This window comes from Marinobacter sp. W-8, from assembly GCF_044342215.1.
GTDB lineage: Bacteria > Pseudomonadota > Gammaproteobacteria > Pseudomonadales > Oleiphilaceae > Marinobacter > Marinobacter nauticus.
Window position 1 is genome coordinate 2,416,505 of record NZ_CP172297.1, and the last position, 14,888, is coordinate 2,431,392.

General features: G+C 57.9%; 14 protein-coding genes and 1 tRNA gene. 8 read left to right on the forward strand and 7 right to left on the reverse strand.

Annotation, left to right across the window (positions count from 1 at the left end; all coding sequences use genetic code 11):
* Window positions 1-35 precede the first annotated feature (35 nt).
* From ACF8YQ_RS11235 to ACF8YQ_RS11245, 3 genes are read left to right on the forward strand one after another with little or no spacing between them, the layout of a single operon-like run.
* Window positions 36-296, forward strand: coding sequence for a DUF4160 domain-containing protein (locus ACF8YQ_RS11235; RefSeq protein ID WP_396621421.1), 261 nt, complete (start codon window positions 36-38; stop codon window positions 294-296).
* A 5-nt stretch (window positions 297-301) separates the two neighbouring features.
* Window positions 302-559 (forward strand): DUF2442 domain-containing protein, encoded by a 258-nt coding sequence (locus tag ACF8YQ_RS11240; protein ID WP_014421980.1) that lies wholly within the window; start codon window positions 302-304, stop codon window positions 557-559.
* Window positions 550-1,197: an MBL fold metallo-hydrolase gene (locus ACF8YQ_RS11245; protein WP_396621422.1), complete on the forward strand. Its 648-nt coding sequence runs from the start codon at window positions 550-552 to the stop codon at window positions 1,195-1,197. Before ACF8YQ_RS11240 ends, ACF8YQ_RS11245 begins: the two co-directional genes overlap by 10 nt.
* Window positions 1,198-1,220: 23 nt before the next feature.
* On the opposite strand, the gene ACF8YQ_RS11250 is transcribed toward ACF8YQ_RS11245, so the two are convergent.
* Window positions 1,221-2,837, reverse strand: coding sequence for a methyl-accepting chemotaxis protein (locus tag ACF8YQ_RS11250; RefSeq protein ID WP_396621423.1), 1,617 nt, complete (start codon window positions 2,835-2,837; stop codon window positions 1,221-1,223).
* Window positions 2,838-3,102: 265 nt separating this feature from the next.
* Between ACF8YQ_RS11250 and ACF8YQ_RS11255 the strand changes: the two genes are divergently transcribed.
* Entirely contained in the window at window positions 3,103-3,759 is a 657-nt protein-coding gene (locus ACF8YQ_RS11255; RefSeq protein ID WP_222449106.1) for a hypothetical protein, read from the forward strand.
* Window positions 3,760-3,784: 25 nt separating this feature from the next.
* On the opposite strand, the gene ACF8YQ_RS11260 is transcribed toward ACF8YQ_RS11255, so the two are convergent.
* Window positions 3,785-4,408, reverse strand: coding sequence for an L-threonylcarbamoyladenylate synthase (locus tag ACF8YQ_RS11260; RefSeq protein ID WP_011785986.1), 624 nt, complete (start codon window positions 4,406-4,408; stop codon window positions 3,785-3,787).
* On the reverse strand, window positions 4,405-4,761 hold the full coding sequence (locus tag ACF8YQ_RS11265) for a BolA family protein (RefSeq protein ID WP_396621424.1): 357 nt from the start codon (window positions 4,759-4,761) through the stop codon (window positions 4,405-4,407). Before ACF8YQ_RS11265 ends, ACF8YQ_RS11260 begins: the two co-directional genes overlap by 4 nt.
* Window positions 4,762-4,906: 145 nt before the next feature.
* On the opposite strand from ACF8YQ_RS11265, the gene ACF8YQ_RS11270 reads away from it, so the two are divergent.
* The 4 genes from ACF8YQ_RS11270 to ACF8YQ_RS11285 all read left to right on the forward strand — a co-directional run bounded on the left by ACF8YQ_RS11270 (window position 4,907) and on the right by ACF8YQ_RS11285 (window position 12,129).
* A complete protein-coding gene (locus ACF8YQ_RS11270; RefSeq protein ID WP_396621425.1) occupies window positions 4,907-7,075 on the forward strand; it encodes a DNA topoisomerase 3 in 2,169 nt (722 codons plus the stop codon).
* A 112-nt stretch (window positions 7,076-7,187) separates the two neighbouring features.
* The gene (locus ACF8YQ_RS11275) at window positions 7,188-7,916 is read left to right on the forward strand and encodes a response regulator transcription factor (protein ID WP_153741578.1); all 729 of its coding nucleotides are present in this window, start codon (window positions 7,188-7,190) and stop codon (window positions 7,914-7,916) included.
* Window positions 7,909-9,543: a FecR domain-containing protein gene (locus ACF8YQ_RS11280; RefSeq protein ID WP_396621426.1), complete on the forward strand. Its 1,635-nt coding sequence runs from the start codon at window positions 7,909-7,911 to the stop codon at window positions 9,541-9,543. The genes ACF8YQ_RS11275 and ACF8YQ_RS11280 overlap by 8 nt, the downstream gene beginning before the upstream one ends.
* Before the next feature lie 21 nt (window positions 9,544-9,564).
* Window positions 9,565-12,129, forward strand: coding sequence for a CHASE2 domain-containing protein (locus tag ACF8YQ_RS11285; protein ID WP_396621427.1), 2,565 nt, complete (start codon window positions 9,565-9,567; stop codon window positions 12,127-12,129).
* A gap of 14 nt (window positions 12,130-12,143) precedes the next feature.
* On the opposite strand, the gene ACF8YQ_RS11290 is transcribed toward ACF8YQ_RS11285, so the two are convergent.
* From ACF8YQ_RS11290 to lpxB, 4 genes are all read right to left on the reverse strand, one after another.
* Window positions 12,144-12,569, reverse strand: a complete 426-nt coding sequence (locus ACF8YQ_RS11290) for a fibronectin type III domain-containing protein (protein ID WP_396621428.1) — start codon at window positions 12,567-12,569, stop codon at window positions 12,144-12,146.
* Between the two features lie 301 nt (window positions 12,570-12,870).
* Window positions 12,871-12,947: transfer RNA gene (locus tag ACF8YQ_RS11295), tRNA-Met, on the reverse strand.
* Between the two features lie 69 nt (window positions 12,948-13,016).
* Window positions 13,017-13,700, reverse strand: coding sequence for a ribonuclease HII (gene rnhB, locus ACF8YQ_RS11300; protein WP_396621429.1), 684 nt, complete (start codon window positions 13,698-13,700; stop codon window positions 13,017-13,019).
* Window positions 13,700-14,878, reverse strand: coding sequence for a lipid-A-disaccharide synthase (gene lpxB, locus ACF8YQ_RS11305; RefSeq protein ID WP_396621430.1), 1,179 nt, complete (start codon window positions 14,876-14,878; stop codon window positions 13,700-13,702). Before lpxB ends, rnhB begins: the two co-directional genes overlap by 1 nt.
* Between the last annotated feature and the right edge of the window lie 10 nt (window positions 14,879-14,888).

Below are 14,888 nucleotides of genomic sequence, written 5' to 3' on the forward strand. Positions count from 1 at the left end.
CCAAAATATGACACCTTATGAGCCACGGAGGGCCCATGCCAACCATCAGTGAATTCTTCGGCATTCTGATACGGATGTATTACGATGACCATAATCCTCCCCATTTTTACGCTTATTATGGGGAACACGAGGCCATCATTCTGATCGAAACGCTGGAGATGGTTGAGGGCAAACTGCCCAAAAGAGCCAAAGCAATGGTTATCGAATGGGCCTTTGAACACCGGCAGGACCTTATCGCAGACTGGCGCCTTGCCGAGCTGCACCAGCCACTGAAGAAGATAGAGCCATTGGAATGAACAGCATGCCCAGAGTCACCCATGTGGAAGCCAAGGCCGATTACGTACTGGCCGTCACCTTCGATGATGGTACTCACGGCGAGATCAGCCTTGCAGATCGTTTGTTTGGCCCGATGTTCGAGCCCCTGAAAGACCCGGCATTCTTTGCTCAAGCAAAAGTTGATGAGTTCGGAGCCATCTGCTGGCCCAACGAAGCAGACATTGCCCCGGATGCTCTCTACCGCAAAATCAAATCTGAACAAACTGGAACAGTATGTCGCTGAAGTACAAGATCGTACCCGTCACACCCTTTGAACAAAACTGCACCCTGCTCTGGTGTACCGAAACCCACAAAGCAGCGGTGGTGGACCCTGGCGGGGACCTGGATCGCATTCTGGCGGCAGCCGAGGACGAAGGCGTGATTCTGGAAAAGATCCTTCTCACCCACGCCCACATAGATCACGCCGGCGGCACGGCGGAGCTGTCCAAATCAGCGGGGCTGCCCATTGAAGGCCCGCACAAGGACGACAACTTCTGGATTCAGGGCCTGGCCATGCAGGCACAGATGTTCGGGTTTCCGGCGCCGGAGGTGTTCACGCCCAATCGCTGGCTGGAAGACGGGGATACAGTGACCGTTGGCAATGAAACCCTGGAAGTACTGCACACGCCGGGCCACACCCCTGGCCATGTGGTGTTTTTCCATCGAGGCTCAAAACTGGCCCAGGTGGGTGACGTGCTGTTCAATGGTTCCATTGGCCGCACGGATTTCCCGAAAGGCGATTACAACACCCTGATTCACTCCATCCGGGAAAAGCTGTTCCCTCTGGGGGATGACGTGAACTTCATCTGTGGCCACGGCCCCATCTCTACGTTCGGCCAGGAACGAGCCACCAATCCGTTTGTGTCTGATCACCGGGGCTGAACGCCCCGGTAAAATCGCACACTTCAGCCCTGGGACAGGCGGAACTGCTCGATGGTTTTGCGCAGGGTTTCCGCCATGGACAGCAGATCCCCTGCAATCCGCGCGGCCTCCTGAGCATCGCTGGAGGTCTGCTCAGCAGAGCGGCTGATTTCAATCACATTCTGATTGATGGAGTCCGACACTTCGCTCTGCTCGTTAGCCGCACTCTCCATTTCCTCATTCAGGCCCGTGATCTCACGCACCGCTGCAGCAATAGTTTGCAGCTCGGTTTCCACTTTCAGAATTGAATCCACCTGATGCTGAGCAAGTTCCGAGGCATGGCGCATGGTACCGACACAATCCACCACCTCTTTCTTCAGTCCTTCAATGGTTTGGCGAATTTCCTCAGTCGACGTTTGCGTGCGCGAGGCAAGCGCCCGGACTTCGTCTGCGACCACGGCAAATCCCCGGCCCTGCTCACCAGCTCTGGCCGCTTCAATCGCCGCGTTCAGGGCCAACAGGTTAGTCTGGTCGGCAATCTCGGAAATCAGCTCCAGCCGTGAGGCCATTTCCGTTGTCCGCTGATCCAGCTGCTCAATGCGCTGCGCACCGTTCTGGACTTCCGCATTCAGAGATTCAATACCCTGAACCGCATTTCGAGCCAGATGCTCTCCGGTTTCTGCCGACTTGGTGGTATCGGCCGATTTCCGTGCGGTAGTCACCGCGTTCTCACGAACCTGCACCGCGGAAGCGGCCATCTCGGTGGTGGCACTGGCCACCTGGTCGGTATTGTCTTTCTGGGCCAGCACTTCCTGCTCGGTGGTCTCTGCCTTACCGGCAATGGTGCGGGCCGCCGCTTCAACCTGTTCCGCGTTGTCCATCACCGTATGCATGCTGGCGCGGATCTTGGCGACCATCCGATTGAACGCACGAGAGACCGAGCCAATCTCATCGTTTCGGGTTACCTCCAGCTCTATGGAGAGATCCGAATTGCGGGAGATTTCATCCATTCGGTCGTGCAGCCGACGTAAGCGGGAAAACACCAGGCGCCCCAACACTACGGTAGTCAGTATGAAAATAACCACAAAGATCAGAATCTGGATACCGCCACTCACCATCAGCTGCTGCTGCAGGCGCGCGTCGCTCTCCGCCAAAGAATAGTCGACCCGAATAGCGCCAAGCACGTCCCCTTCCTGGGCCTGGTGACAGCCGAGGCAGTTCACGCCCTGATAGTTTTCGCTGGCAATAACCGGCTCGATCAACGTGTAGACACGACCCGCGTCGTTCTCCGAATAGTGCTCTACCCGTTCACCATCCAGCGCTTTCATGTCCAGCGGCTCACGGCGTTGTTCGGCAGCATTCCCAGCACCGTAAATGGCATTCAGCTGATCGCTGCGGATCACCCGAACATCCAGTACGTCCTCGGGAGCCATCACCTTCTCGCGCAGAACATCACGGTTATTAATGGTGCCCGTCACCATCATGGTGTTCAGGCCATCGAAAAAGGACTTTGCCAGACCATCCACGTATTTGTGGCTGTATTCTTCGAGGTGGGCTCGCTGGGACTGCGCGCTGTAAACAACCGTAAACACGAGAATGACGGTGAAAGCCGCAGCCAGAGCTGCCAGTAACAGGAAACGGATTGAGTATTGTTTTTTCATGTGACCCCGACAACGGAAGATGATCTGGACATCCAAGAGTAATGACGGCGAATTGGCGCATAACTTTATAGATATGCATCAATTTTTTTATGACGCAGATCATCCGGACGCGCCCGCTATGTCATTCCTTGCAATGTTTTACATTCGTCCCGGCACATTCAAACCCGAAGGCAAGGCAGGTTGGCCCGAAACCTGCAAGGCCTGATGCGACACGGGCTAATTCCGTGGTATCCGGCAGAGATTTTCCGTTTCAGGGGAGATAACCATGTCATTGCTGACATCACTGTTACAGGCCAGCACGCGCTTTCAGCAAGCCATGGACAACCGCGCGCCACGCACTGACGTACCCGCCGGTAAAACCAATGAAGGCGCCACCGCAAGCGAGCCCCAGAGCAGCACTGACGACCGCTTCACACCGTCCCAATGGCAGGATCGCAACCCCGCCAGCCAGAAAACCCGGCAATTGCCACTGACCCAGTACAAACAGACGGTAGCCCAGGATTTGTCCTACGTTCGCGAAACTCTGCGGCACAAACTTGCCGAATACAACGTACACCCGGCAACGGCGCTGAGCGTGAGCAAAAGCGAGCAAGGCAGCATTCAGCTGGACGGCAAAATTCCCGACCAGGTGCGGGATAGGATACAACAGGATCTCAACAACAACCGGGGATTTGGTGAGGCGTTAAGCCGCTTGAGCGTGACCGAACCCACCCTGCACTTTATGGATAATGCGCTCAAGCTTAATCAGGCTTATGGCGTGAATAATTCCCTGCTGGATTCACTGCTCAGCGAAAACCAGCAGTTCAATGGACTGCAAGATGTCATCCACCGCTATGACAGCCTTCGACGCACCGCCACACCCGCCGAGACGGGTGTCACAGCGCAGCAACGCTACGCCTTCAGCCTGAATACCCGGGCCTGAAGCCCGGGGGTAACTGCTAATCAGATCAAACCTGAAACGGGGCCGGATCACCCTTACCCACCCGCGTAACTTCAGGCACATCACCGGTAAAGTTGACCACCGTGGTAGCCTCCATACCGCAGAAGCCGCCATCAATAATCAGATCAAGCTCATGCCCGAGGGTCTCGCGAATATCGTAAGGATCGGTCAACGGCTCGGTTTCACCCGGCAGAATCAGGGTGCTGCTCATAATCGGCTCACCCAGCTCACCCAGCAATTCCCGAACAATCTCGTTGTCCGGAACCCGGATGCCGATAGACCGCCGTTTGGGATGCAGCAACCGGCGAGGCACCTCGCTGGTCGCGTCCAGAATGAAGGTGTAGGGGCCCGGCGTGAAATTCTTCAGTAACCGGTACTGGGTATTGTCTACCTTGGCATAAACCCCGATGTCTGACAGGTCACGACACACCAGGGTGAAGTTGTGCTTGTCGTCCAGGCGCCGAATCCGCTTGATACGGTCTGCCGCCTGCTTGTCGCCAAGGTGGCAGCCCAGGGCGTAACCTGAATCGGTGGGATACACAATCACCCCACCCTTGCGCAAAATCTCCACCGCCTGCTTGATCAGACGCTTTTGCGGTGTTTCCGGGTGAATCTGGAAAAACTGGCTCATCCATTAGCTCCTTGTTGAAGCTTCTTTTCCATTGCTGCATCACCTTTCGACCCGCCCATACAGTTGGGCGAAGCCGGGGATGCCTGACCACTGGCCGTCCACTCTTCCGGCGTATACAGATGCAATGCCAGAGCATGCACCGGCCCCGCCAGTTCATCCGCCAGAACCTTGTAGATCGCCTGATGACGCCGCACCTTCATCTGGCCCTCAAAATCCGCCGACACCAGCGTTACCTTGAAATGGGTTTCAGAATTGGGTGGCACCGAATGCATATGGCTCTCGTTTTCCACCGAAATCAGACTGGCATCAAAGCCATTGGCCAGCTTCTCCTCTATGCTTTTCTGTACTTTCATAACTCACTTACTCCGGACTTTAAGCATCAATGCACGGACCTGTTGTTTAACCAGTCTACTACAGTACGCCGCGGAACCCCGAAGCCCTTGACACAAAAGCCCCAAAGCGACACATTCCCCTGCCAGCAACCAACCCCAGATAGCCATGCACCTGTACATCGCCGAAAAGCCAAGCCTGGCCCGAGCCATTGCCGCCGCACTTCCCGGCCCCCACGAGAAAGGCCAGGGCTGGATACGCTGCGGCAAAGGACCGGATGCTGCCACGGTAAGCTGGTGTATAGGCCACCTGCTGGAGCCCGCCGAGCCGGCCCGCTATAACCCGGCCTGGAAAAAATGGCGCATTGAAGACCTGCCCATGTTCCCCGAACCCTGGCAACTGGTGCCCAAAGACAGCGTGCGCCTGCAATTCAAAGTGCTCGAAGCTCTGATTCGCAAGGCCGATCTCATTACCCACGCCGGTGATCCCGACCGTGAAGGCCAGCTACTGGTCGACGAAGTCCTGCGCTATCTCGGCACCAAGGCACCGGTAAAACGGATACTGATCAACGACCTTACCCCCAAGGCGGTAGCCCGCGCCATACAGACCCCCCGAGACAACCGGGAGTTCCGCCCACTGTCCCATTCTGCGCTGGCGAGACAGCGGGCCGACTGGCTCTATGGCATCAATCTCACCCGATTCTATACCCTCAGCTATCAAACCCGGGGCGAACAGGGCGTCTTCTCCGTGGGTCGGGTGCAAACTCCGGTGTTGGGCCTGGTGGTGGATCGAGACAACACCATCGAGCACTTCCAGCCCAGGCCCTGGTACCGGGTCGAAGCCACCTTCCAGGCCAGCGAGCCGGAGGCCGACCAGCGACCGTTCATTGCTCGCTGGTTACCCGGTGACGAATTTCAGGACCATCTGGATGAGGAAAACCGGCTGCTGGACAAGTCGGTGGCCGAGCAGATTGTCGCCGCCATCAGCGGTCGACCGGGCCGAATTACCGAGGCCCGGTTCCGCGACCGCCCGGAACCGCCGCCCTTGCCACTGTCGTTGTCTGCACTGCAGATCGAGGCCGGCCGTCTGTACCGGATGGGCGCCAAAGATGTGCTCGATACCGCCCAGAACTTGTATGAGCGCCACCAACTGATTACCTACCCAAGGTCAGACAGCCGCTACCTGCCAGAGGAGCATTTCGGTCACCGGGAGGCCGTGATTCGCGCCATCGCCCGTGTCGCACCGGATTTGTCCGGATTCTGCGAGACAACAGAGACAGACCGCCGCTCTGCCGCCTGGAATGACCAAAAAGTGGATGCCCACCACGCAATCATTCCCACAGTGCGGCCCGCACCAAACGGCAAGCTGTCTTCGGCCGAACAGAAAATCTACGATCTGATCAGTCGATTCTATCTGATGCAGTTTGCACCTGACGCCGTGCATCGGGAAGGCCGGCTGACGGTCGCGATTCAGGACTATCGCTTTCGCGCCACCGAGACAGCCGTGATCGAGCCAGGCTGGAAAACGCTGGAAATCCGCAAGCGGGAACCTGGGCAGGAGCCTGAAAAAGCACCATTGCCCAGACTGGACAAAGATGAACCGGTGCTTTGCAACGAGGCCCACGCCAGCGAGCGCAAAACCCAGCCGCCACAGTACTTCACCGATGCCACGCTGCTATCGGCCATGACCAATATTGCCCGCTTTGTCGCCGACAACGAGCTGAGAAAAACACTGCGTGAAACCGATGGCCTTGGCACCGAAGCGACTCGTGCAGCCATTATCGATACGCTGTTCCGGCGCGATTACCTGTTCCGGGAAAAACGCTTCATCCGCGCCACTGACAAGGGTAAAACCCTGATCGCGGCGCTACCGGAATCCATTCGTACGCCGGATCGCACCGCTGTCTGGGAGGCCACTCTCGAAGGCGTTCGCCGTGGTGAAGAGGACCCCAGAGCCTTTCTGGAGGCCCTCAAGAATGAAATCCGCGGATTCATGGCGCAAACGCCCGCTGCGAGTTTGGTGAATACAGAAACACCAGGCACCGCCATTCACTGCCCGAAATGCCGGGCGCCGATGGTTGAACGGGAAGGCAAGTTCGGGGCTTTTTTTGCCTGCACCCGATACCCCGCCTGCAAGGGCACCCGCCCCCTGGAGGACCATCAACCCGAGGACGGCACCAGCCAGAAACCGGTGCCTTGCCCGCATTGTTTGTCGCCACTGGTACGACGTAAAAGCAAAAAAGGCTGGTTCTGGGGCTGCAGCAATTTCCCCGGCTGCCGACAAACAGTTGATGACCACAACGGCCGGCCTTCGGTGGACTTACGGAATTCTACATAACGATACTGAACGGGAACTCATTTTTTGGGATAATCCCCGACACTGCAGGGTCTGACCAAGGGCTCTGCGCTACGGTATATAAACCAGGCAACACGATCGAGGGCCAGGCTTAATGCGCATTGCTCTGCTGGAAGACGAACACGAACAGGCGCAGCACATCCAGTCCATCCTTTCAGAGAAAGGACATCACTGTGACAGCTTTCCGACCGGCCAATCGTTTCTCGGTGCCGTTTTGCACCGCAGTTATGATCTGATTATTCTGGACTGGCAGATTCCGGACATGACCGGAATCGAGGTACTGGAGAACATCCGGGCACAGCTTAACTGGCCCGTACCCGCCATTTTCCTGACCCAGCGTGACAGTGAAACCGACATCGTTCGCGCCCTGGATGCCGGCGCCGACGACTATATTGCCAAACCGGCACGGGCGGCTGAACTGGTCGCCCGCATCAATGCACTGGCCCGGCGCAGCAATCCGGAAAGTGAAAAGGAAGTGCTGGTCTACGGGCCCTTTGAGATCAATACCAACCAGCGCATTATCCTCCTGCATGGCGAGCCACTCACGCTCACCGACAAGGACTTCGACCTGACGCTGTTCCTGTTCCAGAACCAGGGCCGCCTGCTCACCCGGGAGATGCTGCTGGAGCGGGTATGGGGATTAACCAGGGACATCAACACCCGCACGGTGGATACTCATATGAGCCGCCTTCGCAGAAGGCTCGGGCTCAACCCTGAAAACGGATTTCGTATCAAGACCATCTACCAGCGTGGCTATCGGCTCGAAGCCATCAAGCCCGGTGACGCAAACGAAATTCGGAACGATGACACTGCAAATGCCTGACGCTCTGAGCAAGCACCTGAAGATCCTGACCTTCCTTGCACTGGTGGTCATGGTGCCAGCGACCACCGTTGCGGAGCTGTCAATCGCACGGGGGTCGGCGGTATCTGGCAGCCAGCAACGGGACAATGCCCCGGAGTGGGTTTATACCCTGCGTCAGGGAGATACGGTGGCGAGCGTAACCCAGACACTGCTATCCGAGCAGGCCACACGCCAACGACTGCTGCAGCACAATGGTCTGGCCAGCAACGCGGAACTTGGCACCGGGGATACCCTGCGCATTCCAGTAAACTGGCTTAAAAAACAACCCGAACCGGCCCGGGTGATCGCGGTCATCGGCAACGTGCAACACATCTCCGGCATGGATGGGCGAAAACTCCCGCTGTCCGAAGATTCGATCGTCCGGGTTGGAGACGAAATACTCTCAGGAGCCGGATCAGCAACCATTGAACTGGCCGACGGCTCGGAACTTCGGATCTCCCCCAACTCCCGCCTCATGTTCAATCGGCTCACCCAATATGGCAAATCCGGCATGGTCGACACCCGGCTTCGCCTGCAACGAGGTGAGGTTCACACCCGGGTTCGCCCGGTCATTGAAGGCGGGGCCCGCTTCGAAATCGAGACGCCCTCCGCTGTCGCCGCCGTCCGGGGTACGGTGTTTGCCATGCAAGCCAGCAGCAACGGCAGCAGCGTGCAGGTTACCGAAGGCGTGGTGGACTTCGGCCAGCCAAGCAACACCCGTCGCATTCCAGCCGGCTATGGCGCGAGCGTCTCCACCGCCAACGGAGGCGCGCTGAATATTCGACAGCTTCCGCCGGCGCCAACCATGAATCCTTTGCCATCGGTACTCACGCAGCTTCCGGCCGAACTGACCTGGCAGGCAGGCGGTTACCCGGCCTACCGGCTGGACATTTTTGACCAGGCATCCGGCACCTGGGTGCAGAGCCGGGATATAGCCGGAACCCGTTTCGACATCGCCCAACTCGACAACGGCCGCTACGAAATCCAACTCGCCGCGGTTGATCAGCGCGGTATCGCCGGAATGCCCGGCACCGCCGAACTTGAGGTAGACCTCCAGGCCAGAAAGCCCGACCTCACCGCTCCGGCCGATGGCGAGAGCGTGAATGACGACATGCCGGAGTTCCGCTGGCAGCTCAATGGCGCCAACGAAGTTGCCCGGGTGGAGATCGCCGAGGATGACAGTTTCCGGCAACTGATCACAACCAGCGAGTGGGCGCCGGAAAGCCAGGCGCTTCCTTCCCGCCCCCTGAGCCCCGGCCAGTATTACTGGCGCGTGGTTACGGAGGCAGGAGGCAGCTCTGTTGCTACCTCCGAACCACGCAAGATCGTGGTTAACGGTACCCTGCCTCCGGTTCGGATTATCAGCGTGAACTATCTGGACAGCCAGGTTCGGGTGTTCTGGGAAAACATCGACACCGCCACGGATTACCGTCTGCAACTGGCTGAAGAGCCGGCGTTTCGCAATATCATCAAGGAAGCCGATATCGCCGATACCACTGCGGCCTTGCGCCTGATTCCCGGAAGAAGGTATTTTGTCCGCGTCAAAGCGCTTTCTGACGGCCCTCTTGCCAGTCGCTGGGGCCCGGGCAGGGAGCTGTATCTCGACTAACCTTCTACGACAAAAAGGCCGATGCGAAGGGACTGGTTACCGATAACAACAACACCGTGGTCCTTGGGCCTGCTACTCGTCACCACCCTGCTACTGATTCAGACAACGGAGCTGCCGAGTCGAATCAATGACTGGATGTATGACAGGGCGATCACAACCTGGCCAGCGCCCATGGATGATTCGGTGGCCATCATTGCCATTGATGAGTTCAGCCTGGAACAGGTTGGCCGATGGCCCTGGGACCGAAGTCTTCATGCCTCGCTGATCGACACCTTGCGGCAAGCGGGCGCAGAAACCATTGTACTCGACATCCTGTTTCCGGAAGCCGGGCCGGGCGATGAGGAACTGGCTAGCGCCATGGCCCGCCATGGCAACGTTGTTCTGCCAGCCTATCTTACCGCTCCAACCCGGGAGCGGCTGATCAGTGAACAACTCCCCACACCCAGCCTGGCAGGTGTCGCAGGGGCGATCGGGCATGCCCATATCGAGCTGGACACTGATGGCGTCGCCCGCGGGCTCTATCTGTACAACGGCCTTGCCGGCCGGTTATGGCCGACCCTGTCACTCGCAGCTCACTTGCCAATGTCGAATCAGATGCAGGCGCAATTGCCGAACTACATCAACGTCCGGGAGGATTATCGGCTGGTGCCCCTGGCAGGCGGGGCCGGCACCTTACCCACCTACTCCTACGCGAGCGTGCTTAGCCACCCGCCCTCACCGCAGGAGTTTGCCGGCAAAACCGTCCTGGTCGGCGCTACCGCCGCGGGGTTTGGCGACATACTGCCCACGCCGTTTTCCGGTCTGAGCCGGCCAATGTCCGGGGTGGAATTCCATGCCAATGTCTATTCCGCGAGCAAGCAGAATATACTGATCGTGCCGGCGGAGCCCTGGGCCGCACCCGCACTGAACCTGCTCGTACTGTTGTTGTTAGCTCTGCTTCTGCCTCGCCTGCGCCCTGCTGCCACCCTGCTGGCATGTGCGACCATTGCCGCAGGACTGGTAGCCGGTTATGTATTGCTGCTGATTGGGGCACGGGTTCAGCTGTCCGTAGCCAACGCCCTGATGCTGCCGATGGCCGCCATGCCCATCGCCAGCGCACTCCGGCTCGCCATGACCAATCGCTTTCTCAACCGGCAACTGGACGAAATGGCCAGAACGCCACGACTGTCCCTGCCAGAGCCTTCAAACCGACATCCACAACAATTGCTGACTCACTTGCGGGCGCTGCTCCACCCACCCGGATGGCTGTTGGCAGAGCAGGATGACTTGCTGGAAGTACAGGAAATGACCCTTGCCCAGGCCCCACCCACGGAGACGCCAGGACGATGGGAACACCAGCAGAACCAAAGCTGGATAACACTGATTCGTGGCGGCACCAGCTACCTGCTCGGCCTGACTCTGCCGAACGACCTCAGTCGGGAGGTCATCCAGCGCTATCTGAACCAGCTGGAGCTGGAGCCCCATGCAGACAGTGAACGCCAGAAGGGGCCCCGGGAAAACATTTCGGCCCGGATCGAGAAAGTGCGCATTGCCACCCAGAAGCTAGCAGAAATGCAGGCGTTTATTCGCCACAGCTTCGAGCACATGCCCGATGGCATCATCGTGACCGATGAATTAGGCGTTATACGGTTTACCAACCGTCACATTGAAGACTGGTTTTGCGAGCCTATGCCAAGCCTCAGCGGCATGCCCCTGGCCACCCTCCTTGATGGCCACGACCCCCGGGACTTGCCGCCCTGGTTCGAAACCATTTCAGAGGCGCTGACCCTGAGACAAAGCCGAACCGTAGACCTGACATTGAACGGTAAAGATTTTCTCATCCACCTGGCACCTTTTGCCCTGCAAAACAGTCGCCAGTTTGGCATTATTGCCAACATCTCAGACATCTCCGAACTTCGGGAGCAGCAACGGCAGCATCGTGAGGCGATCGACTTCATCTCACACGATGTTCGCTCACCTCTGGTCTCTCAGCTGGCCCTGATTGAACAACTGAAACGGGATCCCAGCCATATTGACGCCAACCAACTCGACCAGTTGGGGCGGCTGGCGCGGCGTAGCTATCATCTGGCCGAAGAGTTTGTGCAGCTGGCTCGCGCCGAGCAACTGACCGAAACCCGGTTCTACGAATGCGAATTTCTGGCGATTGTTGAGAACGCTCGGGACAGTGTGTGCGAGCAGGCCCAGGAAAAAGGCATTTCGATCGTGCTGAACGGTACCGAAGACCTCTGGCTGAAAGGCAACGCCGAACTTCTGGAACGGGCCGTCATCAACCTTTTGACCAACGCCGTGCAATACAGCCCCCCGGACTCCGCAGTCAGCGTTCACGTCTATCAGGCAGCGCATCTGGCCTGTCTGGCCATATCAGACGAGGGCTATGGGATTGATCCGGAGGAGCTGCCGTTACTGTTCGACCGCTATCATCGACAGAAGCGCAGCGAGATAGCCGGAGCGCATGGGACCGGCCTGGGGCTTTCATTCGTTAAAACGGTGGTGGAAAAACACCGAGGCGAGATCAGCGTAGACTCACGGCCGGGCGAAGGCACCACTTTCACCCTGAAGCTACCAATCGCAGACCCGATGTTCTGAACCGGCATGCCTGCTCAAGACTGGATGGTCTTGCTGACCGGCTCAGAAGGCTCACTCAGAAGACCGGCAGTGTCCTGAACCTGAATCGTGAAATACCAGGTACCAGCGTCAAGGTTATCGACCACATAGGACATCTCTGCCTCACCACTGGCACCATCTACGGTGATCTCTCTGGACAGATCGTCAGCATCCTGCCCATAGCGAATCACGTATCTGTCCAGTTCTCCCATCGCGATCGACTCACCGTTCACACGAGTCATAGGCGCAGACCAGCTTAATACAGCTGAGCGCTCTGCAGCCGGCTGAGCACTGCCAACACTACTTCCGGTATCGGGTAGGCTGCCAGATTGAGTGGCGGATTCACTACCGCCGGAACCACCGCCGCCGCAACCCGCGAGCACCATCCCTACCAACAACGCGGCAATCCATGCCTTTGACATATAAATGACGCGTTTCACGGTTATGAACCACCATATTTCCGTCGATTTTGTGAAATTCTATAAAATCGGCGCGAATGATGATGCGATAAACGTCATTTTTATAGATAAAAAATCGTCATTTTTCCGTCATCATAATGCAAGACGGAAATCGCAAAGAATTGAGGGGACACCGGCGCATCGCAGAGAAGCGGAAACAAAAAAGGCAGACCAGTAAAACTGGCCTGCCTTGCAAGAAACAGGGTCAGAATAAAACACTGGCCCCGGAAATGAGAAAAGCCAGCAAAAGCTGGCTTTTCTGGATTGGTAGCGGGGGCTGGATTCGAACCAACGACCTTCGGGTTATGAGCCCGACGAGCTACCAGACTGCTCCACCCCGCATCAAACTGTTTGTTAACCGGGTTACCCCTGTCAACGTGGCGCGTATACTACCGCCGGCCCCGCACCCTGTCAATCCATATTTTCAAATAAATCGGCAGGATAGTTTAGCTCCTGCACAGGCGCGGAGGATCCTCCATAAACCCCGACGGTATCCAGCGCCACCTGTACCGGCCTAAAGGATCGGCGATGCTCCGGAGTCACCCCAAGGCGATTGAGCGCCTCGAGATGCACAGGCGTAGGGTACCCTTTGTGCTGGGCAAGACCGAAACCCGGAAACCGGACATCCAGTTCCTCCATCTCCCGATCCCGCGTTACCTTTGCCAAAATGGAGGCAGCGCTGATTGCCTCAACCCGACTATCACCTTTGATCACGGGCTCGGAAGACCAGCGCCACTTCGGGCACCGGTTCCCGTCCACAAGAACATACTCCGGGGCTATCGAGAGCCCTTCAACAGCCCGCTTCATGGCCAGCATGGTCGCCTGGTAGATGTTCAGCTCGTCGATTTCCCTGGCCTCACATCGACCCAGACTCCAGGCCGCCGCGTTCTCCAGGATATCGTCGTACAAGCGCAGGCGCTTCTTCTCGGTGAGTTTTTTGGAATCCGCCAGCCCGGGGATAGGCCGCGCTGGATCAAGAATCACAGCGGCCGTCACAACCGCTCCGATGAGCGGGCCGCGCCCCACTTCATCCACACCGGCCAGCAGCGAGCCGCGATAGGAACATTCAAAAGGAGGTAATGCCTTGGCCGCCATCAGCTTCGGGACTCCAGCAGCTCAGACACCGCTTCCGCCGCACGTTCGTCGGCGCCCTGGCGCAGCGTCTGGTGCAACTCCAGAAACGCCTGATGCAGCCTGTCGCGCTCCTGTTCGTTTTCCAGCCTTTCCAGAACCGCCGCCCCCAACTTCTCCGGCGTTGCGTCGTCCTGTAACAACTCGGGCACCAGTTGCTCCTGGGCCAGCAAATTAGGAAGCGCCACCCAGGGAACCTTGACCAATCTGGACAGTATCTTGTAACTGAAATCGCTGAGCCGGTAACCTACCACCATCGGTTTTTTCAGTAACATCGCCTCCAGTGTCGCGGTACCCGACGCCAGCAGCACCACATCGCTGGCAGCCATCACCTCCCTCGACCGACCACGAACCAGCGTGACCGGCAAGCTCACCTCCAGGGATTCAACCAGCTCACGCACCTGCCGCTCACGATCCCGATTGACGCAGGGAATAACCAGCTGCAGATCCGGGCGACGTGCCTGGAGCCAACGGGACGCTTCGAGAAACAGAGTGCCGAGGCGCTCAACCTCACCACCCCGACTACCCGGCAACACCGCCAGCACAGGTTTATCTGTCTCCAGACCAAGACTTTTCCGCGCAGCCAGAGTATCCGGTTCCAGCGCTATCCTGTCGGCCAGAGGGTGCCCCACAAAAGACACCGGCACATGATGCTCCTCATAAAAACGGGCTTCAAAGGGAAACAACGTCAGCATAAGGTCGACAGACTTGGCAATCTTGAAGATACGCTTCTGGCGCCAGGCCCAAACTGAAGGGCTTACGTAGTGTACCGACGGGATGCCCGCTTCCCGGCATCGACGCTCGATGGCCAATGTGAAGTCCGGCGAATCGATTCCAATCACAACATCCGGAGGGGTAGTAAACAGATAATCCAGCAAGCGCGCACGGATACTGAACAGCTCGCGGATTCGCCCGAGCACTTCCACCAGGCCCATCACGGAAAGCCGTTCCATTGGCACCAGCGAGTGAAAGCCTTCTGCAATCATTTCATCACCGCCGATGCCGACAAAACGAGCCTTCGGGTAACGCTTTCTTAGCGCACGAATCAGTCCGGCACCGAGAATATCTCCCGATGCCTCGCCGGCAATGATGGCGATGGTTCGCCCTGAGAATGTGGCCGAATTGGCCTGTCGATGTGTCACCAGCAGCCTC

Coding starts and splice junctions, on each gene's coding strand:
- ACF8YQ_RS11285 (WP_396621427.1), top strand. CDS start 9,565: ATGCGAAGGGACTGGTTACCGATAACAACAACACCGTGGTCCTTGGGC.
- ACF8YQ_RS11255 (WP_222449106.1), top strand. CDS start 3,103: ATGTCATTGCTGACATCACTGTTACAGGCCAGCACGCGCTTTCAGCAA.
- ACF8YQ_RS11270 (WP_396621425.1), top strand. CDS start 4,907: ATGCACCTGTACATCGCCGAAAAGCCAAGCCTGGCCCGAGCCATTGCC.
- ACF8YQ_RS11265 (WP_396621424.1), bottom strand. CDS start 4,761: ATGAAAGTACAGAAAAGCATAGAGGAGAAGCTGGCCAATGGCTTTGAT.
- ACF8YQ_RS11290 (WP_396621428.1), bottom strand. CDS start 12,569: ATGTCAAAGGCATGGATTGCCGCGTTGTTGGTAGGGATGGTGCTCGCG.
- rnhB (WP_396621429.1), bottom strand. CDS start 13,700: ATGGCGGCCAAGGCATTACCTCCTTTTGAATGTTCCTATCGCGGCTCG.
- ACF8YQ_RS11235 (WP_396621421.1), top strand. CDS start 36: ATGCCAACCATCAGTGAATTCTTCGGCATTCTGATACGGATGTATTAC.
- ACF8YQ_RS11240 (WP_014421980.1), top strand. CDS start 302: ATGCCCAGAGTCACCCATGTGGAAGCCAAGGCCGATTACGTACTGGCC.
- ACF8YQ_RS11245 (WP_396621422.1), top strand. CDS start 550: ATGTCGCTGAAGTACAAGATCGTACCCGTCACACCCTTTGAACAAAAC.
- ACF8YQ_RS11250 (WP_396621423.1), bottom strand. CDS start 2,837: ATGAAAAAACAATACTCAATCCGTTTCCTGTTACTGGCAGCTCTGGCT.
- ACF8YQ_RS11280 (WP_396621426.1), top strand. CDS start 7,909: ATGCCTGACGCTCTGAGCAAGCACCTGAAGATCCTGACCTTCCTTGCA.
- ACF8YQ_RS11275 (WP_153741578.1), top strand. CDS start 7,188: ATGCGCATTGCTCTGCTGGAAGACGAACACGAACAGGCGCAGCACATC.
- ACF8YQ_RS11260 (WP_011785986.1), bottom strand. CDS start 4,408: ATGAGCCAGTTTTTCCAGATTCACCCGGAAACACCGCAAAAGCGTCTG.